This is a genomic window from Kribbella sp. NPDC043289 (genome assembly GCF_056436705.1).
In genome coordinates this window covers 354892-377029 of record NZ_JBWKCB010000001.1, presented here as the reverse complement: position 1 = coordinate 377029, position 22138 = coordinate 354892, and the positions used below count along the sequence as shown (strand labels likewise).

General features: G+C 68.7%; 21 protein-coding genes and 1 pseudogene. 10 read left to right on the top strand and 12 right to left on the bottom strand.

The window, feature by feature from the left end:
- Positions 1-4 precede the first annotated feature (4 nt).
- Positions 5-1075, bottom strand: coding sequence for a LacI family DNA-binding transcriptional regulator (locus tag AC0662_RS01790; RefSeq protein WP_478297819.1), 1071 nt, complete (start codon positions 1073-1075; stop codon positions 5-7).
- Between the two features lie 116 nt (positions 1076-1191).
- A complete protein-coding gene (locus tag AC0662_RS01785) occupies positions 1192-2250 on the bottom strand; it encodes a LacI family DNA-binding transcriptional regulator (protein ID WP_478297817.1) in 1059 nt (352 codons plus the stop codon).
- Between the two features lie 127 nt (positions 2251-2377).
- Here AC0662_RS01785 and AC0662_RS01780 point away from each other — a divergent pair, with 127 nt between their 5' ends.
- Positions 2378-5164 carry a heparinase II/III family protein gene (locus AC0662_RS01780; RefSeq protein WP_478297815.1) on the top strand — a complete coding sequence of 929 codons (2787 nt, stop codon included), beginning with the start codon at positions 2378-2380 and terminating at the stop codon, positions 5162-5164.
- A gap of 10 nt (positions 5165-5174) precedes the next feature.
- Positions 5175-7151 (top strand): outer membrane protein assembly factor BamB family protein, encoded by a 1977-nt coding sequence (locus tag AC0662_RS01775; protein ID WP_478297813.1) that lies wholly within the window; start codon positions 5175-5177, stop codon positions 7149-7151.
- A gap of 9 nt (positions 7152-7160) precedes the next feature.
- Here the strand turns inward: AC0662_RS01775 and AC0662_RS01770 are convergent, their stop codons facing one another.
- The 7 genes and pseudogenes from AC0662_RS01770 to AC0662_RS01740 form a co-directional block, all read right to left on the bottom strand.
- Entirely contained in the window at positions 7161-7280 is a 120-nt protein-coding gene (locus AC0662_RS01770) for an SDR family oxidoreductase (protein WP_478297811.1), read from the bottom strand.
- Between the two features lie 122 nt (positions 7281-7402).
- Positions 7403-7924 (bottom strand): annotated as a pseudogene (locus AC0662_RS01765) (SDR family NAD(P)-dependent oxidoreductase); the annotation flags it as partial.
- Positions 7925-7928: 4 nt separating this feature from the next.
- Positions 7929-9281 (bottom strand): glycoside hydrolase family 32 protein, encoded by a 1353-nt coding sequence (locus tag AC0662_RS01760; RefSeq protein ID WP_452195922.1) that lies wholly within the window; start codon positions 9279-9281, stop codon positions 7929-7931.
- 11 nt (positions 9282-9292) lie between these two features.
- A complete protein-coding gene (locus AC0662_RS01755; protein ID WP_478297808.1) occupies positions 9293-10393 on the bottom strand; it encodes a glycoside hydrolase family 172 protein in 1101 nt (366 codons plus the stop codon).
- 100 nt (positions 10394-10493) lie between these two features.
- The gene (locus tag AC0662_RS01750) at positions 10494-11522 is read right to left on the bottom strand and encodes a LacI family DNA-binding transcriptional regulator (RefSeq protein ID WP_478297806.1); all 1029 of its coding nucleotides are present in this window, start codon (positions 11520-11522) and stop codon (positions 10494-10496) included.
- A gap of 42 nt (positions 11523-11564) precedes the next feature.
- Complete coding sequence (locus AC0662_RS01745) at positions 11565-12293, bottom strand: GAF and ANTAR domain-containing protein (RefSeq protein WP_452195919.1); 729 nt, start codon at positions 12291-12293, stop codon at positions 11565-11567.
- 41 nt (positions 12294-12334) lie between these two features.
- Positions 12335-12658, bottom strand: a complete 324-nt coding sequence (locus AC0662_RS01740; RefSeq protein WP_452195918.1) for a plasmid stabilization protein — start codon at positions 12656-12658, stop codon at positions 12335-12337.
- Positions 12659-12814: 156 nt separating this feature from the next.
- Between AC0662_RS01740 and AC0662_RS01735 the strand changes: the two genes are divergently transcribed.
- Positions 12815-13270, top strand: a complete 456-nt coding sequence (locus tag AC0662_RS01735; RefSeq protein ID WP_452195917.1) for an SRPBCC family protein — start codon at positions 12815-12817, stop codon at positions 13268-13270.
- Between the two features lie 27 nt (positions 13271-13297).
- Here the strand turns inward: AC0662_RS01735 and AC0662_RS01730 are convergent, their stop codons facing one another.
- Positions 13298-14038 (bottom strand): GAF and ANTAR domain-containing protein, encoded by a 741-nt coding sequence (locus AC0662_RS01730; protein ID WP_478297803.1) that lies wholly within the window; start codon positions 14036-14038, stop codon positions 13298-13300.
- 414 nt (positions 14039-14452) lie between these two features.
- Between AC0662_RS01730 and AC0662_RS01725 the strand changes: the two genes are divergently transcribed.
- The 4 genes from AC0662_RS01725 (at position 14453) to AC0662_RS01710 (ending at position 16902) form a co-directional block, all read left to right on the top strand.
- Entirely contained in the window at positions 14453-15175 is a 723-nt protein-coding gene (locus AC0662_RS01725; RefSeq protein WP_452195915.1) for a VIT1/CCC1 transporter family protein, read from the top strand.
- A 64-nt stretch (positions 15176-15239) separates the two neighbouring features.
- Positions 15240-15812 (top strand): Chromate resistance protein ChrB, encoded by a 573-nt coding sequence (locus AC0662_RS01720; RefSeq protein ID WP_478297801.1) that lies wholly within the window; start codon positions 15240-15242, stop codon positions 15810-15812.
- Positions 15813-15907: 95 nt separating this feature from the next.
- Entirely contained in the window at positions 15908-16687 is a 780-nt protein-coding gene (locus AC0662_RS01715; RefSeq protein ID WP_478297799.1) for a COG4280 domain-containing protein, read from the top strand.
- Entirely contained in the window at positions 16684-16902 is a 219-nt protein-coding gene (locus AC0662_RS01710) for a hypothetical protein (RefSeq protein WP_452195912.1), read from the top strand. The genes AC0662_RS01715 and AC0662_RS01710 overlap by 4 nt, the downstream gene beginning before the upstream one ends.
- Positions 16903-17095: 193 nt before the next feature.
- Here the strand turns inward: AC0662_RS01710 and AC0662_RS01705 are convergent, their stop codons facing one another.
- Entirely contained in the window at positions 17096-17743 is a 648-nt protein-coding gene (locus tag AC0662_RS01705; protein ID WP_478297797.1) for a TetR/AcrR family transcriptional regulator, read from the bottom strand.
- Positions 17744-17811: 68 nt separating this feature from the next.
- Between AC0662_RS01705 and AC0662_RS01700 the strand changes: the two genes are divergently transcribed.
- Positions 17812-18258, top strand: coding sequence for a VOC family protein (locus tag AC0662_RS01700; protein ID WP_452195910.1), 447 nt, complete (start codon positions 17812-17814; stop codon positions 18256-18258).
- Entirely contained in the window at positions 18255-19256 is a 1002-nt protein-coding gene (locus tag AC0662_RS01695) for an aldo/keto reductase (protein ID WP_478297795.1), read from the top strand. The genes AC0662_RS01700 and AC0662_RS01695 overlap by 4 nt, the downstream gene beginning before the upstream one ends.
- Before the next feature lie 5 nt (positions 19257-19261).
- On the opposite strand, the gene AC0662_RS01690 is transcribed toward AC0662_RS01695, so the two are convergent.
- Positions 19262-20857 (bottom strand): ABC-F family ATP-binding cassette domain-containing protein, encoded by a 1596-nt coding sequence (locus tag AC0662_RS01690; protein WP_478297793.1) that lies wholly within the window; start codon positions 20855-20857, stop codon positions 19262-19264.
- Positions 20858-21128: 271 nt separating this feature from the next.
- Here AC0662_RS01690 and AC0662_RS01685 point away from each other — a divergent pair, with 271 nt between their 5' ends.
- Positions 21129-22130: a serine/threonine-protein kinase gene (locus AC0662_RS01685; protein ID WP_452195907.1), complete on the top strand. Its 1002-nt coding sequence runs from the start codon at positions 21129-21131 to the stop codon at positions 22128-22130.
- Positions 22131-22138: the final 8 nt, after the last annotated feature.

Below are 22138 nucleotides of genomic sequence, written 5' to 3'. Positions count from 1 at the left end.
GGTACTACGGTTCGCGGGGTCCTCGGAGACTGCTTCCGCGGACGACAAGCTCCGGTTCCAGTAGGACGTGCTGGGGCTCGCGGGGATCGCCCGCCATCAGGCTGTCGACGGCCTGGATCAGTTGCCGGCCGACCTCGTCGATCGGCTGGCGCAACGTGGTCAGTCCGGGGCTCACCAGGGCCGCGGTCGGCGAGTCGTCGTACCCCGTGATCGCGACATCGGCTCCCGGACGCAGTCCCCGTTCGTGCAGGGCTCGCATCACTCCGAGGGCGAGGGTGTCGGATCCGCAGACCAGTGCCGTGGCGGGTCGGGACGCGTCGAGCATTCGGTGCGCGGCCTGGCAGCCGGCCTCGAGTGAGTCCACCACGGCGGCCTGCAGATCGGTCTCCAGTCCGCGCTCGCGGCAGGCGTCGAGCCAGCCTTCCCGGCGGTCCTGGCCGAGCTCGGACCCGGCGACCCAGCCGATGTGGCCGATCCGTCGATGTCCCTGCGCCGCCACGTGGTCGGTCGCGGCGCGGGTACCGGCCCGGCCGTCGACGTCGACCCACGCGACGCTGTCGTCGCCGTCCCAGGACCGGCCGAACGACGCGAACGGCACACCCCAGGACCGCAGCGCGGCGACCCGGTCGTCGTTGTGGTGCGTCTCGGCGAGGATGAACGCGTCGATCGACGTCTTCTTCAACAGGTCCCGGTACGCCTTGATCTCGCCGGCCGGCCCGTCCTCGGCGTGACACAGGATCAGGTGGTAGCCGGCCTGGACCGCGGCCGCGTTCAGCACGTAGAGGAAGTCGTCCATCAGCAGTGAGGCCTTGTCCGGTCGGGACGGCCGCATCTTGAACGCGATCAGCGACGAGCTGCGGTTGCGCAGCGCGCGGGCCGAGAGGTTGGGCTCGTAGCCCAGCTCGGCGACCGCGGCCAGGATCCGCTTCCGGGTCTCGGGCGCGACCCGGTCGGGGTTGTTCAGCGCGTTCGACACCGACTGCGCCGACACCCCGGCCCGCTGTGCCACCTGCACGAGCGTCACGTGCCCGTGCGGAGCGGGACCGCGGCTGGCGTGCTGCGACTCCGGAACCATCAGCGAATCTCCGTCAGATATTAACGTTAAAAACTGTAGCCAGACGCTACGACGCTCACGAGCGAGCCGTCAAGGGCTCAGCGCGTGGAGAAGTTTTAACGCTAGAACTCGCCGGGTCAGGCGTCCGACCGGCGGATCCGCAGGTCGGGCTGGAGCAGCAGCCGGTGCAACGGGCGGGTCGGGTCGTCCAGGCGAGCGACCAGCAGGCGGAGCGCTTCGGCGCCGACGGCCGCGCGCGGCGGCGCGACCGCGGTCAGTGGTGGATCGCAGAGGGCGGCGAGCTGATCGTCGTACGCGACCACCGCGAGGTCCCCCGGCACTGCTACGCCGGCCGCCTTCAGTCGACCGACCAGCGGCAGCGCCAGCGAGTCGTTGTGGACGAGGATCGCGTCCACCTTCCCCGCGCGAACCGCGTCGACCAACTGCCGACTGACGGCGTCCTGCTGCGGAGCCGCGTTCTCCCCCATCGAGATCTCGGGCGCCGACCGCTCCAGGCCGAGCCCGGCCAGGCTCCACTCGTACCCGGCCCGCAACATCGGCGCCGTCACCGTGTCGAAGTGCAGCAGCCCGATCCGCCGATAGCCGAGATCGGCCAGATGCCGTACGGCGAGGTGGGCGCCGTGCTCGTGGTCGGTCGCGACGTGCTCCACCGTTCCCGTGTCCAGACCGACCCGGCGCTCGGCCAGGACCACCGGCACCGGGAGGGACCGCAGCCAGGATTCGGTCTCGGCCGACGTCCGGGGATCCAAGGTCGTCGTCAGCACCAGTCCGTCGGTGCCGGAGGCAAGCAACTGCTCGGCCTGCGCACGCTCCTCGGCCTGGTCGTTGCCCGAAACCGTCAGGGTGAGTTGTACGCCGAGTTCGTCCGCCGCCTGTCGCGCCCCACTGATCACCTCGGGGTAGTAGTACGACGGATGCGGCACGACCATGCCGATGCCGTAGCGCTTCCCTGCCCGCGCCTCGGCCCGTTCCGGCGTTGGCCTCGCGGACTCTCCGAGCGGCCAGGTGACCCCGCCGTGCACCCGCTCGACGAGCCCGCGGCGCGCCAGTTCGCGGACGTCGACCCGCACCGTCACGGCAGCGACCCCGAGCTCGTCGGCCAACTCCTGGACCTTCATCGACCCGCGGGCCTCAACCCGCTCGAGGATCGCCTGGTGTCGCTCCGCAGCCTGCATCAATCACCCCTCCTTGCGCGAAATGATATCACTTTGACGGCGAATCTCACCGTGAACGCCCTCTTGACCCACTCGAATCGATATCACATGATCCTTTCGATATCACTTGGGAACGACAGGAGATGCGATGACGGTCAGCAGACGAACACTCCTCGCAGGCGCCGCCCTCTCCCTCGCGAGCGGAGCCCTGACGTCGTGGAGCCCGCGACCGGCATCGGCGGCCACCGTTCCGCCGCTAGGCGACGGCGCGTTCTTCGGCGTCTGGAGTGCGGCCGAGCAACGCTGGACCACGGCCCCGCAGCTCAACTACGCCGACTACCCACTGGCCGACGTCGCTGCCGCCGCCAAGGCAGGTCGGTACGACGACGCCGCGACCGCACTGCTGAAGTACTACCGGAACCGGCCCGCCCGCACCACGGCCGGCTACAGCACCAACGGCTTCTACCCCACCAAGCGCCTGCCGCTCATCGCCGACAACATCTGGTCACTCGGCAAAGGCGAGCTGTACCACTCGACGCTCACCCTCGACACCGCTTCGACAACCGTGACGGTCGACGTGAGCGACCTCGTCACCGCTGATCTGGCGACCGGCAGCATCGGCTTCCTCCTGATGGCTCGGACCAAGTCGTCGGCGATCGCCACCATCGCGAGCCGGCATGCCGCGGCCGGGGCACCCACGCTGCGAGTGACCACCGACGCGGGCGCGATCGACGTACCCGCGGCCGCAAGCACGTACATCGCGGCTGGGGCGGGCGCCGGTACTGCGCATGGTGCCGAGACGCAACTGGTGGTCGCCGATAGTGGCACCGGCCCGTACAGAGATGCGACGCGCAAGGCTTATCTCTCGTTCGACCTGCGCGCCGTGACCGGTACGCCGAAGTCTGCCGAGCTCCGGCTCACCGGGAGCAGCACGATCGCGGGGACGGGCGTGATGGTCTTCGAGGACAAGGAGACCTTCGACGAGACCACGCGGACCTGGAACAACACGATCCAGAACACGTTGTCGTACCAGGGCGATCCGGGCGGGTTCGACTGGACGTGGCCGGCGCACACCGACAAGGAGTGGTACTACCAACTCCCCCGGTTCTACTGGGCCGGGCCAATGGCGGACGCCTACGCGAGCACTCACGACGAGGCTCTCGCCCAGACCATGATCCGCCAGATCCGGGACTTCATCGCCGACGCCGACGCCACCACGTCGCCTGCCGGTGCCGGCAGTTACCCGCGCAATCTCGACGCCGGTATTCGTTCCCAACACTGGGTCTACGCCTACGAGGTGCTCCGGACGAGCCCGTCGCTCGATGCGGCGACCAATACCGCAGTACTCAAGACGCTGGTCCGCGGGCAGGAGTTCCTGCGTACGTCGACGTCCGACACGCCGAACCACGCCTTCTCGTTCATGGCCGCGCTGATCTACGTCGCGGGGTACTTCCCGGAGCTGGCGGGCAGTGCCGGATGGATCGCCGATGCGCAGCGGGTGCTGGGCGAGCAGCTGGCCGCGTCGCTGTACCCGGACGGTGGGTACCGCGAGGCGACGTACAGCTACACGTACGTGACGATGGGAACCTTCCTTGCTGTTGGCAACTTCTGCAAGGCCACCGGGATCGCCTTCACGCCAGGCGCCGACCTGCGGCGCGCGGCCTGGTACGCCGCCGACGGGCTGTACCCGGACGGCACCGGACCGAACTACGGCGACAGCAGCAACGACAACTTCACCGGGTCCCTGAAGAGCCTCGCCGACTACTTCGACGACGACCAGCTCCGCTACGTCGCCGCACTCGGAACCTCGGGTACGGCGCCCGACCACAGCAGCGTGGTCTATCCGGACACCCGGGTGATCGTCCAGCGCACCGGCTGGACGCGCGACGCGTCGTACCTGCGGATGAATCTTGATCGTGGGCCGCACCAACATCCCGACGAACTCGCACTGCAGCTCTACGTCCACGACCGCCCGCTGTTGCCGGCGATGGGTGCCTTCACCTACAGCGACGACGCCAAGTCGAACTGGTTGCGCCTGACCACGCAGGCCAACACCACAGTGACCATCGACGGCGCCGTACAGGATCCGACCGCCGCGGGCGCTATCGACACTCCGCTCGATGGTTCTTGGGCGACGGTCTCGACCGGCTGGACCGACGCCACGCCTGGGGTCCGCCACACCCGCACGATCGTCAGGATCGGCGGTGAATCCGACGGTTTCTGGATCGTGAGTGACGCCCTCGACCCGGCCGACTCCAAGGTGCACGACTACGCGCAGAACTGGCATCTCCTGCCCGATGCGATGCCTGTCCTGGGTGCGGACGGCAGCACGCGTACGGCGTTCGCGTCCGGGACCAACCTGGTGATCGCGCCGCTGATCAAGGACGGCCTGCGCTCGGAGATCAAGGATGGTTACTACTCGGCGCGGTTCTACGAGGTGCAGCCGACCAAGTACGCGAGCTACACCCTGCGCACAGGTGGGCCGGTCCGGCTGGCGACCCTGTTGCTGCCGGTCCTCCCCGGTCTCCCCCGGTCCGCGACGGCGACAACCGTCACGGCAGACCCCCGACTGCTCCGACTCGATCTCTCCGGCCGGACCGCCTTCGTCTGGCTCGCCAGTGCGACAAGCACGACCGGGTCCACGTTCGACGCCTCCTTCGGGTACGTCGAGAACGCGGCCGGCCTGACCCGCGTACTCGCGGACCAGTGGACCAAGGTCGGCACAACCGGCCGCGCCGTCCTGAGTGCCGACCGACGCCTGGGCCCCACAGCGGTCCTCCTGGACCGACCGAACCGCACCGTGACCGTCGAGACAGCCGAAGCACCCGGCGCAACCCTCGCCATCGACGCCCCCTGGGCCCAAACCGTCACCCTGAACGGCACCCCGCGAACCCCGCGCCGAACAGCCGCCCACCTCGAACTCCCCCTGCACTGAGGAGACACTCATGCCCAATCCCCTGATCGGTCGGCGGCTCGTGCTGCAGGCCGGACTGGCTGCCGCCGTTGGTGTCAGCGCGACGACAACCGCGAACGCCTCGGGTCCCGAGGTGCTGGATCTCGGTCCTGCCGTGGTGCAGTTCGCGTTGATGAGCGGGGTGACGATCGGCGACATCGTGTACGTCGGTTCGCGCAACCTGGAGCCGGCCACGATCATCGCCGTCCACCTGCCCACCGGAAAGGTCATCGGGCAGACCGCACTCGGCACCGGCTACTCCATCCAGGCCCTCGCCGCCGACCCCTCCGGCCCCTATCTGTACGCCGGAGTACTGCAGAAGTCCGCCAGCCAAGCGAACCTGTACCGCTGGGACACCCGCTCACTCGACAAACCGGCCGAGGCAGTCGGCCGGATCGAGGACCGCGACGTACGGGATCTCGCCGTGGCGCCCGATGGTGTCGTGTACGCCGTGGGCAGCGCAGGCGCGACGGCTCCGGCACTGTGGCAGTACGACCCCGCGACCGGAACCGTCAGCAACTTGGGCATCCCGGACGCGAACTCGACCACCGCACTCGCCGTCGCAGCCACGGACTCCACCGTCTTCTTCGGTGCAGGCAGCACGCTCAGCGGCGGCGGAAGCGCGAGCCGGGCGTCGCTCTTCGCATACGACCGATCAGCCAGAACCTTCACGCTCATCACGCCGCCGGAGCTTCAGCGCGACCCGAGTGTGCGCGAGCTGGCGGTCCTCGGAGACCAACTCGTCGTCGGCACCGCGGGCGGCCTCGAACCGTCGAAGGTCGCGCTCCTCGACCTCGCCGACGTGTCGTCGTACTCGGTCGCGACCTCCATCGGCAAGACCGCCAAGAAGTTCGCCGCCGTCGGCACCAACGTGTACTTCGCCAACGAGTCGAGCCTGCTGGCGTACGACACGACCGCCAACACGATCAGCCCGGTCGAGTTCGACGGGCCGGCGCTCGGCGAGATCTGGGGTGTCGACGCCCGCAACGGAACCGTCGTCGTGACGTCAGCGTTCGGTTTCCTGGCCGAGATCGACCCGCAAGCCAAGACGTCGACTGTCGTCGAGCTCGCCGAGGCCGGCGCCCCGCTGTCTCCGCAGACCGTGATGGGTATCGCCGCGGGCGGCGGCTACGTGTACGTCGGTGGTACCGGCACGATCGCGCGGCACACCCTGCGCAACGGTGACGTCCTCAACCTGCGCGCACCGGGCGAGGCCAAGGACGCCGTCGTTGTCGATCACGTCCTCTTCACCGGGCAGTACAGCTCGGAAGGAATCTGGCGGTACGACCCGCGCGACGGCGCACCGATCCGTCGTACCGCTGCCTTCCCTGCCGCCCAGGATCGCCCTCTCGACGTGGCCTGGGATGCCGTGAACGGGCTGGTCCTCGTCGGCGTTCAGGCGGACACCGAAGGCGGCGGCTCGTTCTGGACGTACGACCGTCGTACCGAGCGGACCCAGTGCTTCGTCAACCCGATCGACGCCGCGCAATGCGTCCGCGCGGTCGCGACACGGGACGGCGTGGCGTACCTCGGTGGTGACAACGGCGGCGGCGCCGGACCGCGCAGCACGATCGTTGCCTTCGACCCCGTTGCGGGCCGGGAGCTCTGGCGCCTCGACCCGCAACAGACCGCCGGCGTCGCCGCTCTCGCCACCCGCGGCCGCCATCTCTACGGGCTCTCCCGCGCGGGCGGCCTGTTCGTCGTCGACCTCCCCACGCGCAAGGTGATCCATCGCGCGGACGTTCGCTCGGTCAGCAACGGCTTCGCGGCTGTCGTGACCAATCGCGGGGTTGTGTACGGCGCATCCGACACCACCGTCTTCCGCATCGACCCGAAGACCTTCGCCGTCAGCACCGTCGTCGCCGGCATCAACGGCGCCTGGTACAGCGGCCCGCACATCACCAACGACGAGTCCGGCCGCCTCTACACCATGCGAGCCCGCAACCTCGTCCGCATCACGGATAGCTAGTGCAGCCAGCTAGTGCAGCGTGTAGCCGCCGTCGATCACGAGCACCGAGCCGGTCATGAAGCTGGAGGCGTCGGAGGCGAGGAAGACGACGGTCGGCGCGATCTCCTCCGGTACGGCGTACCGCTGCATCGGCGCGTCGTCGATCCACCGGGCCTTGAACCGCGGCTCGTCCACCGGCGCCATCTCGGTCTGCCGGGGGCGACCGCGTTCACCCGGATGTTCAACGGCGCCCACTCGGCGGCCAGCGACTTGGTCAACTGGTGCACCGCCGCCTTGGACGCGTTGTACGCCGGCTGCCACTGCGGCCGGTTCACGATCTGCGCCGAGATCGACCCGATGTTCACGATCGTGCCGCCGCCGACGGTGCTGAAGTGCCGGGCGGCCTGCTGGCTGAGCTTCCACAGGCCGTCGACGTTGGTCGCGAACACGCTGTCCCACTCGTCGTCCGGCACGTCGAGCGCCGGCCGGTGGAAACAGGCGCCGGCATTGTTGACCAGGATGTCGAACCGGCCGGTCGCGTCCAGCGCCGCGTCGATCGCGGCCTGACCGGACTCCCGGTCGTTGACGTCAAGGCCGACACCGACCACGGTGCGCCCGGTCGCCGCGGCCAGCGCGTTCGCTGCCTCGCGACTCGCCGCGACGTCCCGGGCGCCGATCACCACATCGGCGCCGGCCTCCGCCAGACCGGCGGCGAAGGCTCGCCCGAGCCCTCGATATCCGCCGGTCACCAGCGCCGTACGTCCAGCCAGCGAGAACTTGTCCAGGATTGTCATCGGGTCATTGTTGTCTTGTTGGCCAGATGGAGGCGAGGTGGTGGAGGGTGAGGGACTGCAAATTCAGGGGCTCGGTGGTGGTCAGTTCGACGGCGTCGCCGGTCGCGGTGTCGAAGTCGACGTTGTAGCAGGCGTAGTACGCGCCGCCGCCCGCGAAAACCGCCAGCTGGCCGCGATCCACGAGCAGGCGGAGGGTGACGGTCCCGTCCTCCGCCGGTGGCAGTGGTACGCCGTCCAGTTGTCCGGCGGCCACGTCGTACCGAGCCTCGCGGACCGCTGTGCCGTCCGGTCCGGTCCGCAGCCGGAACGCGAACGTGCCGGCCATCGTCCCCGCCAGATCGAACGTTGCCTCCAGCTCGTAACTGGTCGCGGTGCCGGCGACGAGCATGGTGCTGCCGCCGGCCAGGACCTGCGGCTCCACAGCGATCGCCGCCGTGCGCAGCGATTCGATCTCGTCGACCGGCGTACTGAAGATCCGTGGACCGTCAGCGGTCGCGACCAACCGCTGCTCGACCGGGAAGCTGGCGTTCCCGGTCCACACCGAGCCGCGGTTCTGCCCCTGCCAGGCCAACGTCACGACCCGCCCGTCGGGCAGGTTGTCGAACGACTGGGCCGCGTAGTAGTCACTGCCCGCGCTGCCTGGATTCGCCGAGATCGTGCGGGGCTCCGTCCAGTCCGTGCGGAAGTCGCGACCGTCGAAGTCGCCGACGACGTACGAGCCGCGGGCGTCCCGCAGTACCCAGTACTCCGTGTCGTCCAACCGCATCACCGTGACGTCAGGGCATTCGAAGAACCAGTCCGCGACGTACCGCCCGGTCCGCTCCCACTGCCGCAGATCCTTGGAGACGAAGAAGTCCACGCCGTTGCCGTCGTTGTCCGACCAGACCGCCATCACCCACGCATCGCTCGCCTCGTGCCGTACGACCTTCGGATCGCGGCTCTCGCGGCCACTCGGCTGCGCGATCACGCGACCTTCGTCGTACGCCGTGAACGTCCGGCCACCGTCGAGACTGAAGAACATCCGCACACCCTGCGTCCCGCTGAAGACCAGGAGCGGATCGTGCTCGCCATCTTTGAGCCCGGACGTGTTGTGTACGTCGACCACGCCACCGCCGGACCACAGGTCGCCCGGATGACGCTTCGGGTCGAGCGCGATCGGCTGCTGCTCCCAGTGCACCAGGTCGGGACTGGTCGCGTGACCCCAGTGCATCGTGTCCCAGACGAGACTGTCCGGAGCGTGCTGGAAGAAGAGGTGATACGTCCCGCGGTAGTACAGCAGGCCGTTCGGGTCGTTCATCCAGCCGCGTCGCGGGCTGAAGTGGAACTGGCCACGGTTGGGCTCGAGGTAGTCGGTCACAGGAGGCCTTTCTAACGGGGGCGGCGGTACTCGCGGGCCGGCAGCGGGACGGGTTCGTTGTCGCCACCCGGCACCTGGTACCAGTAGGCGACGCTGCAGATGTCGTCGCTGCGTTCGAAGTGCCCGTGGTCCCACGCACCGATCTGTTGCAGCGTGACCTTCAGCCGCTCGTGGAAGAGCACCGGGTCGGGCAGGTGCCAGCGGTACATCCCGTGCGACTGCAGCGTGTCCGCGACGAACGGCGAGTGCCCGGTGGTGTCCTGCGCCGAGTAGAACGGATACCCGCAGTACGGCGCGCTGAAGGTCAAGGGCACCGGTGGTGGGTCGGCACGCAGCGCGTCCTGGAACGCCCAGGCCCCGCCGGCGTAATCCTCGAGACCCGTGCTGCACTGCGTCGGGTACTCGTCGTCGGCGTCGATGTAGAACTTGACCTCGCCCTCACCCCACCAGAACCGCTCGAGCGCGGTCAGCCCGATGTACGTGCCGACGTACGTGCCTCTGCCGGTGACGCCGTCGAGGATGACGTGATCCTGACCGAGCTCGGTCGAGGCGTTGCTGCGTCGCCAGGACGCGTGGAACAACGCGGTGTCCTCAGGCAGCTCGTCGCCGACCGTGTAGTCGATCTGGTAGTAGATCCCGCCGACCGGGCCGGGGTGCTCGCTCGTCAGCTCGATCCGCGCGTGCCGTCGGAACGGCATCGGGAAGTAGCAGTTCAGTCCGCCGGTCGGTGCGACCACGATGGGTTCGGAGGTGACGAGTGCGCGCTGGCCGAAGCCGTTGCAGAAGAAATCTCCGAGCGGTACTTCGACCGCCGGGTGCTCCTCGTCGTCCCACCACATCCGCAGGACGAGATCACGCAGTACCCACGGGCCGGCCGCGGTCTTGTCCGGGACCGTCATCCAGATGTGCCCGATCACGCCGGGACCGCTGATGTCGGCGAGCGTCGCGGTCGCCCCGGACTCGAGATCGATCGCCGGCCGGCCTTTCCGGGACGGCCCTAGCGCCGACGCGGCGGTCGCTGCCTGGCCCGGTGCGCCGGTCGGGTTCTCGGCGTTGATCGACCGGCTCCGGCGTTCGCCGGGTGACCTGGTCAGTGCTGCCCAATCGGTCATCCGTTCCGGCACCAACTCTCGCTGCGTCGAAGCACCTAACAGGAGTTAGGTCGCGTCTACCTAACAGGTGTTAGCTCGACTGTGTCAATGCTCGGTCGGCTCAGCTGGGTGGAGGTTCCGCGAGCGTGCCGCGGACGACGGGCAGGCACGGGATCTTCTCGGTGCCGCCGGACGGGCGGGGCTCACCGGCGAGGCGGGCCAGCAGGTCCGCGGTGGCGCGCCGCCCCATCTCGCGGTGCGGCAGGGCGATCGTCGTGATCCCCGGCGGTACGTCGGCGGCGAGGATCTGCTCGTCGTCGTACCCGATCACCGACAGGTCGCTCGGCACCGACAGGCCGAGCGACGCGGCGGCCAGGATGACGCCGATCGCGCCGCGGTCGTTGGCGGCCAGGATCGTGGTCGGGCGGTCCGGCCGACGCAGCAGCTCGAGGGCGGCGGCGTGGTTCGTGCCGACGCTGTAGCTGGCCTGGACGACGGTGCCGTCCACCGGCAGGCCGGCCGCGTTCATCGCCGCGGTGAAGCCCCGGACCCGTCGCTCGGTGGCGGGCGACCCCGGGTCGCCGGTGATGAAGGCGATCCGCCGGTGGCCGGCGTCGATCGCGAGCTCGGCCGCTGCCCGGCCGCCGGCCTCGTCGTCGGGGACGAACGCCGGCAGCGAGTCGTCCGCGACGAAGGCGTTCGCCAGGACCAGTGGCAAGCCCGGCGGCGCGTCGAGTGCGTCCAGTTGCCGCAGTCCGGCCTCGGCGTAGATCAATCCGTCGACATCGCGGGCGCGCAGCGTCGTCATCGCGCCGTCCACGTAGTCGGGGTGCTGCCAGGTGTCGATGGTGAGGATCATGTAGCCGGCCTCGAGCGCCAGGTCGCTGGCCGCCGACAACAGCGGCCCGGCGAACGGGGCGCTCGCGATCGCATCGGTGACGAGCCCGATGGTCGCGGTCCGTTGCCGGCGCAGGTTCACGGCCGAGGCGTTCGGCACGTAGCCCAGCTCACGGGCGACCGCCCGGATCCGAGCCTGCTTCTCCGCGTCGACCATCCCGTCTCCGCGGCCGTTGAGCACCAGCGACACCGACGACCGGGACACTCCTGTCGCCTTCGCGACGTCGGTCGACGTCACGCGCCGCTTGCTCATACTCCCCCTCGCCGTCTGGGATGCCGCCGCGCGGCCAGCATCTCACGAGTCCGGTGAGGCTCCGTCGGGGTTCGAGCCGGTGTCGTCCCCGGGTGAGTTGTGGGAGTCCGTGAGCTCGTGCGCCACGTCGCGGAGCGTGCGGTCGGAGTCCTGCGAGTACCGCCGGAGTACTTCGAAAGCGCGGCCGTCGTCCAGGTGGTACCGCTCCATCAGGATGCCGATCGCCTGGCCGATCAGCTCGCGGGCGTCGACCGCCATGACCGAGTCGGACTCGTCCCACGCGGCCGCGATCGCCGCGGCCGCGTGACTGGCCAGGACGTGCGCGATCGCGACGTCGTCGACGTCGAACCCGTTCGGCTTGTCGCTGAACAGGCTCAGCACCGCCGACGGACTGTTCCCGGCCATCAGCGGCACGTGGACGACGCTGCGGATCCCGGCCGAGAGCGCCTTGTTCGTCCAGTCGTGCGACCAGCGGGTCTCGATCAGCACGTCCGGAACGACCAGCTCCTCGCCCTCCCGCGCCGCGGTGATCAGCGGACCCTCGCCGAGGTCGACCTGGTCCTGGTGCAGCGCCGCCAGTTTCGGGTCGGACAACGCCGTGAGGTCAAGGCTCTGCCGGCCGTCGGTCAGCACGATCGAGGCGTAGGTGCACCCAACGATCCGCACCGCGGACCGCACCACCGCTTCGACGGTCTGCTCCGCCCCGTCGGCATCCTGCAGTTCGGTCGCCAACCGACCGATCGCCACCGCCGACGGATGAGTCTCACTCACGGTTCCACTCACCACATCTACCCTTGCCGGGTCGCCGCGGACTACCGTCCGACGGCCCTCGCCAGTTCGGCCTTCGTCATCTTCGAGCGGCCCTTGACGTGCTTGTCCTTGGCCTCGTTGTAGAGCTGCGCCTTGGTCCGGCCCCCGGACCCGCTGTGCGAACGCAACCCACCGCGCCGGCTGGAGGAGATGTCGTCGGTCGAACTCCGGCTCGTCTGCGTCGCCTCGCCGGACCGGGCGCGCTCCTTGTTCACGGTCCGTGCCGCGATCTCCTCGGCAACGTCCGCGCTCCGGCCACGGTCCTCGAGGCCGGCCTTGATGTGCTCGTACTGCCGCTCACGCTTCCGATTCGCTCCCGCAGGCATCGTCGCCTCCCTTCACCGTCCGTCCGGTACCCGCCACCGCCCTGGCCAATCAGCCGGTGAGGTGTACGTTCCGCGTGTTGGGGCGCATCGTTGACTTGATGAACCTCTGCCGCATCGAGGTCCTGCCTGAACTGCGCCTTCGGAGGGAGCATTCTCATGGGTGACCACGAAGCCTGGACGAGGATCGACGTCGCGCCGAACGTGGTGTTCGACCGGCTCGCCGATCTGGACCACCTTCCCGACTACCTGCCCTGGATGACCGCGATGCGCCGGACCAGGCCGCGCCCGGTCGAGGCCCAGGGCCTGGAGCTTCGGCTACCGCATCAACCAGTGCACGAAGAGGTCGACGTCACGACCACTGGGGTCGGGCACGAGGCCGGGTGGATCGACGTCATCGACGAGGACCGGGTGCTCCGGTGGGGTGCCGAGGGTGCGCACGAGTACGCCGGTGAGCTGACCGTCGACTTCGTCGCCGACAACGAGTCGAAGCTCACGGTGCGCGTGCGAACCAACCACGACGAGGCCGTCGACGCGGAACTCAGCGAGGCGCTGGCCGGGATCAGGGCCGCCCTCGAGGAACTCCCTGCCAGCGAATCCGACTCCGGAGCCTGAGCACCTACCGCCAGCGTTCCTTGGTCGCTAGGGGTGCGGCGGCAACCGGCGGGTGTCGATGAGCTGCGCGGCGACCTCACGCAGCTTGGTGTTGGTGACCTGGGAATACCTCCGGAGGATCGCGAACGCCCGATCCCCGTCCACGCCGTACCGCTCCATCAGGATCCCCATCGCTTCACCGACCAGCCTCCGGCTGTCGACCGCACGCGCGAGGTTCTCCTCGGTCCGCGCGCTCGCGACCGCGACTGACGCATGCCTGGCGAGGATCTGCGCGATCGCCTCGTCGTCGGCGTCGAACGCATCCGCGCTCGCGCTGTACAGCCCGAGCACGCCGACCGTGCCCGAAGCCGTTGTCAACGGGATGTCCAGAACGCTGTGCACACCAAGGGAAAGCACCTTGGCACACCAGGCCGGCCACCGGGTCTCGGCGGCCGTGTCACGGACCAGAATCGTCCGGCGCTCGCGTATCGACTCCACCAGCGGGCCGACTCCACGGACCATCTGCCACCGGTAGATCTCCTCCACCACCGGGTCGGTCGTCGCCGGCACCTCTGGTGACCCCTTGGTCGCCAGGGCCACGCCTGCATGCGAGCACCCGAGAGCCAGCAGCGCGAACTCGACCACCGCCTGCACCGTCTCGCAGACGCCCCCGGAGTCGTGCAACTCCGTGGCCAGGCGTGAGAACAGGTCCGCGGCCGTCTTCTCCCCGGTCACCGCGGACAGCCCTTCCTCCGCGTGAGATGCCTGGGTCCGATCGGCCGACTCCACACCCAACATCATGCTCCGCGATCGCCCCGGTGCACAGTGCCGTTTTCTCACCGCGCACCGTCCCGGCAACGAGGAGTCGCCGGCCTGACAGCGTGTGAGCCTCGGGCAGGAGTTCGTCGGCCTTGGCGTTCAGATCGGCGATGGGCGAGTGGGTGGCGAGAGTGAGTCAGTGGATGGCTTCGAGCCATTCGAGGCGGCACGGTAGAGGGCGCCGAGATTCTCTCGAATTCGGCTCGGACGCACCTGTCGCCGAGCCCGATCCGTGGCACGCGATGGCCGACGCCGTGCACCGACTGGCTGCTTGCCTCGATCAGACATAACGAATAGAGTTATGTAACAGATGCTTCGCTAGAACTGAGGTTACACAAACCTCACTGCGGCAAGCCTCACCTCACCTTCGGAAGGACGTTCTTGATGACGGCGGAAATCGCGGAGCAGCCGGTCCCCGAGCTGCACCACTCACATCGCGACGTCACCGGCGGCTGGCTGCGGCCGGCGACGTTCGGCGTGATGGACGGCCTGGTCTCGAACTTCGCTCTGGTCGCCGGCGTGGTCGGCGGCGGGGCGACCGGCAAGGTCGTGATCGTCACCGGACTCGCCGGTCTGGTCGCCGGCGCATGCTCGATGGCGTCCGGCGAGTTCACCTCGGTGTCGTCCCAGTCCGAGCTGATCAAGGCCGAGATCGCCGTGGAGCAGCGCGAACTGGAGATCCACCCGAAAGAAGAGGAACGCGAGCTCGCGCTGATGTACGAGGCCAAGGGTCTCCGTCCGGAGCTGGCCGCCGAGGTCGCGCACGAGCTGACGACCAACCCGAAGGTCGCGCTCGACGTCCACGTCCGCGAAGAGCTTGGCGTCGACCCCAACGACCTGCCGTCCCCGTGGACCGCCGCGGGTTCCTCCTTCGCGGCCTTCGCCATCGGTGCGGTGATTCCGCTGATCCCGTTCGTCTTCGGGGCCGGCAGCGTGCTGCCCGCGCTCCTGCTCAGCGCACTGGGCCTCGTCGTCACCGGAGGCATCGTCGGCAAGATCACCGCCCGCCCGTTCTGGTACGGCGGTGGCCGCCAACTGCTGCTCGGCAGCCTGTCCGCCGCGGTCACCTTCGCGATCGGTCTGGCCGTCGGCACCGGCTTGTCATAGGGCCCCGCCTTCAGAGGACTCTGCTTTTCAGGGCGTCACGGGGTCAGCGGATAGCCTGTGCGACATGGCGACGACCCGACGTACGAAGACCCGGAAGCCGGAGAGCTGGCTGCTGCTCATCTACAAGGTGCCCAGCGAGTCCTCCCGGGCCCGGGTCGCCGTCTGGCGGGACCTGAAGCGGCTCGGCGGTTTCTACGTGCAGCAGGCGGTCTGCGTGCTGCCGGACCTCGAGGACCTGCGCGCCGGGATGGACAAGGTCCGCGACCGCGTCACCGAGCTCGGCGGGTCGAGTGTCTTCCTCACCCTGACCGACGTCGAGGACGACGTCCGGGAGCAGTTCGTCGACGGCTTCCGGACCCAGTCGGCCAAGGAGTACGCCGAGATCGTCGAGGAGTGCGACACCAAGTTCGTCAAGGAGATCGAGTTCGAGCGCTTCCGGGAGAACTACACCTTCGAGGAAGCCGAGGAGATCCGCCAGGACCTGGAGAAGCTCCGCCGCTGGCTCGCCAAGGTGGAGGGGCGCGACTGGATGGACGCCGACGGCAAGGATCTCGCCCGGAGCAAGGTCGCCGACTGTGAGCGGCTGCTCGAGGAGTTCGAGGCCGACGTGTACGAACGCACCGAAGGCCAGGCCTGACATTCTGCACCGCCGGGGCCTGGCCCATTGACGCCCGCCTGCCGATGTAACTACTGTTTCATGCAGCATCTGTTTCAGCAGACTGGGAGTAGCGGATGGACGCGGCAACCTGGGGCTTGATCATCGCGACCTTCGTCGCCTGTTTCGTGGAGATGGTGGAAGCCACCACGATCGTGATGGCGATGGGGTACACGCGCGGCTGGCGGTCCGCGCTGGCCGGCACTTTCGCGGCACTCGGCGTCCTCGCCGTCGTGACGCTCGCGGCCGGCTACGCGCTGACCACGTGGCTGCCGGAATCGGCGCTGCAGCTCGCGATCGGCAGCCTGCTGCTGATCTTCGGCCTGCAGTGGCTGCGCAAGGCGATCCTCAGATCGTCCGGCCGCAAGGCCGTCCACGACGAGGACGCGATCTACCGCGAGGAGGTCGAAGCGGCCAAGGCCGCCGGTGACACCAAGGGCGGCCTCGACCTGTTCGGCTTCATGGTCTCGTTCAAGGGCGTCTTCCTCGAAGGCATGGAGGTCGTGTTCATCGTGCTGACCTTCGGCCTGAACGCGAACAACATCCCGGTCGCCGCGGCCGGCGCACTCGCCGCGGTCGTCGTCGTCCTCGGTATCGCCGTCGCGCTCCGCCGCCCGCTGTCGATGATCAACGAGAACCTGCTCAAGTACGGCGTGGGTCTGCTGCTCGCGTCCTTCGGGACGTACTGGGCCGTCGAGGGCATCGGCATCTTCCGGACCGGTCACGAGAGCCTCGCCTGGCCGGGCCACGACCTGATGATCCTGGTGCTGCTCGCCGCCTGGCTGCTGCTCAGCCGGATCTTTATCGCCGCGCTCCGCAAACCAGCCGCAGCCGTCACCGTGGAGGTCGCACCGTGAAGTACCTCAAAGCGTTCGGGCAGTTCTGGTACGACTTCATCATCGGCGACGACTGGAAGATCGCTGCCGCCGTCGTCACCGTGCTCGCCGTACTGACCGTGATCCTCCTGGCCACATCCCTCGGCGACACCGCGATCACCTTGATCGGTGCCGTTTTGATCCTGGCCGCGTTCACCATCAGCCTCAGCCTCGACGTCCGCCAGAAGCAGCGCTAGCTGACCCCGCCGAGGCCGCCCCTGCACGACCGGGGAGCACTACCCACCCAGAACGACCAGCACAACTCCCCACACCACCACCGACACCCTCCCGCAACGGGCATCGCGGACACCCGCGTTGGAGCCGATGGTCATGCACCGCACCTCCTGCGGCTGCCTGCCCAACACCCCGCTCGACTGAATTCGCGAGCTGTCAGGCCGGTGGCCGCGGCGCATCGCCGTACAGGATCGAGGTCCAGGCGGTGGTGAGGGTGTCGATGAGGACTTCCTCGTCGTCGAACGGCGGGACCTTGGCCGCGGCGAGGTAGTAGAGCCGCTCCCCCATCCAGGTCAGCGAGGCGGCGACGGCGCGCGCCTCCGTCGAGCCGAGTCGTTCGCGCGCCTGCGGGTCGGATTCGATCCGCGCGGTGGCGGCGTCGGTGAACAGGTTCATCTGCTCGAGCCACAGCTCCCGCAGTCCCTCGTCGGATCCCCAGCTCTCGACGATGGCCATCAGTACGCCGGCGTTGTCGAGCCACAGCCGGGCACCATCGGCCACGCCCGACCGCAGCGCGTCGACCGGATCCTGTTCCCGGTCGATCCACGGGCGCGCCGCCCGCTGCCCCTGCGTGACCGCATCGCGCACCAGGTCGGCGAGCACGGCCTGCTTGCTCGGGAAGTAGAAGTAGAAGCTGGCCCGGGACACACCGGCGGCCGTCAGGATGTCGGCCACGCTGAGCGCGTCGAACCGGTGATCCCGGAGCAACTCGCGCGTCCCGGACAGGATCCGCTCCCGCAGTTCCGCGGAAGCCGGAGCCACCGCTGATCGACGGGCGTCGCGCACAGTGCGTTTGGCTGGCATGGCACCCATCATAAGTGTCCGGACACTGTGTATGGACGTGCTGACCATACAGTGTGTATGGTCGGCTCGTGACTGAGATCGCGATTCATCTGGTCGTCAACGACCCGGACCAGGCCGCTTCCTGGTACGCCGAAGCGTTGGGCGCCCGGGAGACCAGCCGCCTCACGCTTCCCGATGGCCGCACGCTGACCGTGGAACTCCGGGTCGGCAAGACGATCCTCGCCGTGGCCGGCGAGATGCCCGACCAGGGCATGCGCACCCCCGCCGCGCTCGGCGGCACGCCCGCCGCATTCCACCTCCAGGTCGCCGACGCCGACCTCGCCTGGACACGCGCACTGCAGGCCGGCGCGACGATCTTCCAGCCGCTGCACGACGCTTTCTGGGGTGACCGCACCGGCCAGTTCCTCGACCCGTCCGGTCACCGCTGGGCAGTCGATCAGCACCTGCGCGACGTACCTGCCGGGGAACTCGCCGACCGCGCCGCCGAACTCTTCGCCGGATCGACGACGGCATGAAGTACCGCACCTTGGGGGCGAGTGGGCTCCGGGTTTCCGAGTTGGTCCTCGGCGCGATGACGTTCGGCGAGCAGGGCGGGGTCGGCGCGCCGCTGCCGGAGTGCCGGAAGATGCTGGACCTGTACGCCGAGGCGGGCGGCAACATGATCGACACCGCGATCAACTACCGCGCCGGTTCCAGCGAGGAGTTCCTCGGCGAACTGCTCGACGGCTGCCGCGAGTCGCTCGTCCTCGGAACGAAGTACACCGTCTCCCGCGACCGTGCCGACCCCAACGCCGCCGGGAACCACCGAAAGAACCTGCGCGCATCCCTGGAGACAAGCCTGCGCCGCATGCGCACCGATTACGTCGACGTGTACTGGGTGCACATGTGGGACCAGCACACACCGCTCGAGGAAACGATGCGAGCACTCGACGACGCCGTACAGGCCGGAAAGGTTCTGTACGTCGGAATCTCGGACGCACCCGCGTGGGTGGTGGCACGCGCCAACACGTTGGCCCAATGGCACGGGTGGAGTCCGTTCATCGGACTGCAGGTCCCGTACAGCCTGCTGCAACGCGACATCGAACGCGAGCTCCTGCCGATGGCCGAGGCCCTCGATCTCGGAGTCACCGCGTGGAGCCCGCTGGGCGGCGGTGTCCTGTCCGGCAAGTACACCCGCGCGACGCCGGCCGCCGAGGGCCGTCTGTCGGCGGAATCCCTGTCAGCCAAGGATCACGCCGTCGCCCAGGTCGTCCAAGAAGTCGCCGACGAGCTCGGCACAACCCCTTCACAAGTGGCGATCGCCTGGACGATGAGTCGCTCCCCGCGGGTTCACCCGATCGTCGGCGCGCGCACCACCAAGCAACTCGGCGAGAACCTCGCCGCCGCCGACCTCACTCTCCCACCAGAAGCGATCACCCGTCTGGAAGCAGCCACTGACTTCACGCCGGGCTTTCCGATCGACTTCATCGCCCAGACCTCCGACTGGGTCTTCGGCTCCGCCCTCGTCGGATAACGCTCTCAGAGGCGCAGCTGTGGGTGGGGCCAACGGTTTCGGAGCCAGCGGTCGTGGGTGGCGAGGACGGTGGTGCCGGGTGTGGTGCCGAGGGCGAGTTCCAGTTCGCCGGCGAGGGCCGGGGAGAGGTGGTTCGTCGGCTCGTCGAGGAGGAGCAGCTCGGGTGGATCGGCGATCAGCAGAGCCAGCGCGAGCCGGCGGCGTTGGCCTACTGACAAGCGCCCCACCGGCGTCTCTTGGTCTCGCGGAGCGAGCAGATCGAGACTGCTCAGCGGAATCGCCTCGGCCCGCTCCTCCCCCAGTGCGAGGTCGTAGGTCTCGCGGGCGCTGCGATCCGCGTGCTCGAACACGGTGTCCTGGGCCAGCAGACCGACCGTGAGCCCGGGCCGTCGACGTACCACGCCCGTAGGCTCCAAGTGGCCGGCGAGCACGGCGAGCAGCGTGGACTTGCCGGCACCGTTGGGCCCCGAGATGAGCAAGTGGTCACCGAGCCGCAGATCGAGGCGAGGCAGCGCGAGCCGACCCGGAACGTCGATGTCGCGCAAGGACACCAGCGGTTCGATTCCTTCGGCGGCCGGTGTGGTGAGGGACCCATGGAAGTGGAGCGGGGTGGGCGGTTCGGGGACCTGGTCGCGTTCCAGCACCTCCAGGCGGGCCGCGGCGCTGCGGACCCGGCGTGAGATCTGGTTCTGAACCCGCCCCGTGGTGTGACCGAAGCCCATCTTCTCGTTGTCGCGCTTCAGCCGGCCGGGCGCGACGTCGTACACGGTCTCGACCAGCGCGACTCGGAGCCGATCCAGCTCGGCCTGTTCCTCGTCGTACCGCCGTCGCCAGCGATCGCGTTCGGCCCGCTTCTGGTCTTGGTACGCCGTGTAGTTGCCGCCGTACCGCACCGGGCCGTCCACCGCCGGGTCAAGGTCGACGATGTCGGTGCACACCGCGTCGAGGAACGCGCGGTCGTGACTCGACACCACCACGACACCTTGCATGCCCCGCAGCTGTTCCTCGACGAACCCGGCAGCCGCATCGTCAAGATGATTGGTCGGTTCGTCCAGCAGCAACGCGGCGGGCCGGCGTACGAGAAGTGCGGCCAGCGCCAGCCGCCCGCGCTCGCCACCGGACAACGTCCCCAGCGCCCGATCGTGCGGCAGCTCCCCCAACCCGATCCCCGCCAGCACGATTGCGGCACGTCGATCCGCATCCCAGGCCTGCCGGTCATGGGCTTGCTCCAGCAAATCGCCGTACTGCGTCAGCAACTCCGCATCATCCGGTCTGTCGGCCAGCGCCGCGGACAACCGATCGAGCTCAGCGAGATCGTGACGCGCCTCCCGAAGAGCATCATCGAGTACGTCGGCCACCGTCTGCGCAGGGTCGAACGGCAACTCCTGTTCGAGAAACCCCAGCTGTGCCGGCCGTACGACGGTGCCGCCATCCGGCTCGTCCCGACCGGCCAGCAGCCGCAGCAGGGTGGTCTTCCCCACCCCGTTCTCGCCGATCAGACCGATCCGATGCCCGGGTTGGGCGGTCAGTGATACGCCGTCGAGCACCCGCCGCGCACCGAACGTACGAACCAGGTCGAAGGCCTGTAAAGAGACAGACATGCAGAAACCCCAAGATGAGACGCCGAGCGCGCAACGGCGCCGCTCAGCGGAAAGACAGGAAGACGAAACGACGAAAAGGCCACGGCTCAAGAGCCAGCGGCCTGTCACCTCGGGACTCACCCGGAGATGTCGTCGTCACCCACCACGTCTGTTCTCCCTCAGATCTGTCGAGGCATCACAGTAACAAACGTCGGATGGACTGTTGGGAGGCTAATCTGCCGGCTCAGTAGGCGGTCGAATCTGAAGGGTCGCGATCATCGCAGAGTTTCTGGTGCCGGAGTACGCACCTGTACTGCCGAGTCGTTACGAGCTCTCGAGGAGGATCGGTGAGGGCGCAGCGAGCACCATCTGGTCGGCGAGGGACCTGACCAGGGGCACCGATGTCGCGCTCAAGATGCCGATTCGCGCGGAGTACCTTCCGTACATCCTGAAGCGGTTCGCCGGTGAGTTCGAGACGGCCTCACGGTTCGAGCACCAGAACCTCCTGCGTGCGTTCGACGTCGATGCGTCCGGCACCGAGTTCACGCCGTACCTCGCGACCGAGCTGGTCCCGGGGCGGACGATGGACGACCGCATGCACGCCGACGGCGCGATGGATGCCCGCCGCGTGGCCGAGGTCGGGATCCAGCTCACCGACGCGCTGCGAACCATCCACGCGGCCGACCTGGTGCATCGCGACGTCAAACCCGAGAACGTGATGATCGCCGACGACGGGCAGATCCGTCTCATCGACTTCGGCAGTACGGCGCGGCGCGGCGACCCGGAGGTGGAGCACACGGTGGGCACCTGGGGGTACGCCGCTCCCGAGTCAGCGGATGCTCACGGCGCCCTGCTCAACCGCCGCCCGAACTTCGTGCGACCGGTCCCGGACCCCGCGGTGGACGTCTACGCGGCCGGGCTGATCCTGCACGAAGCAGCGACGGGTCGGCTCGTGTTCGAGAACGCGAACGACCGGTGGGCGCAGATCGACGCTCGGGTGCCTCGGCTGGCGGAGGTTCTCGACACCGTGCCCCCGAAGCTCGACCAACTGGTCGCTGACATGACCGCCAAGGATCCGGGCGACCGCCCTACTGCGGCGGAGGCGTTGACGACCCTGCGCGAGATCGCGGCCGAAAGCGCCGTACCTCCGGAGGTCGCGCACCTCCACTCCATGATGGCCGGCCAGGCGCCGCCTGGACGCCCGCTCGACTCCTCGACCAACTCCCCCACAGCAGCCTCGTCCCAGCTGTCCCTCAATCGACAACGCGCCGGCCAGCCACCTCAGATCGGGTGAGAACTCCG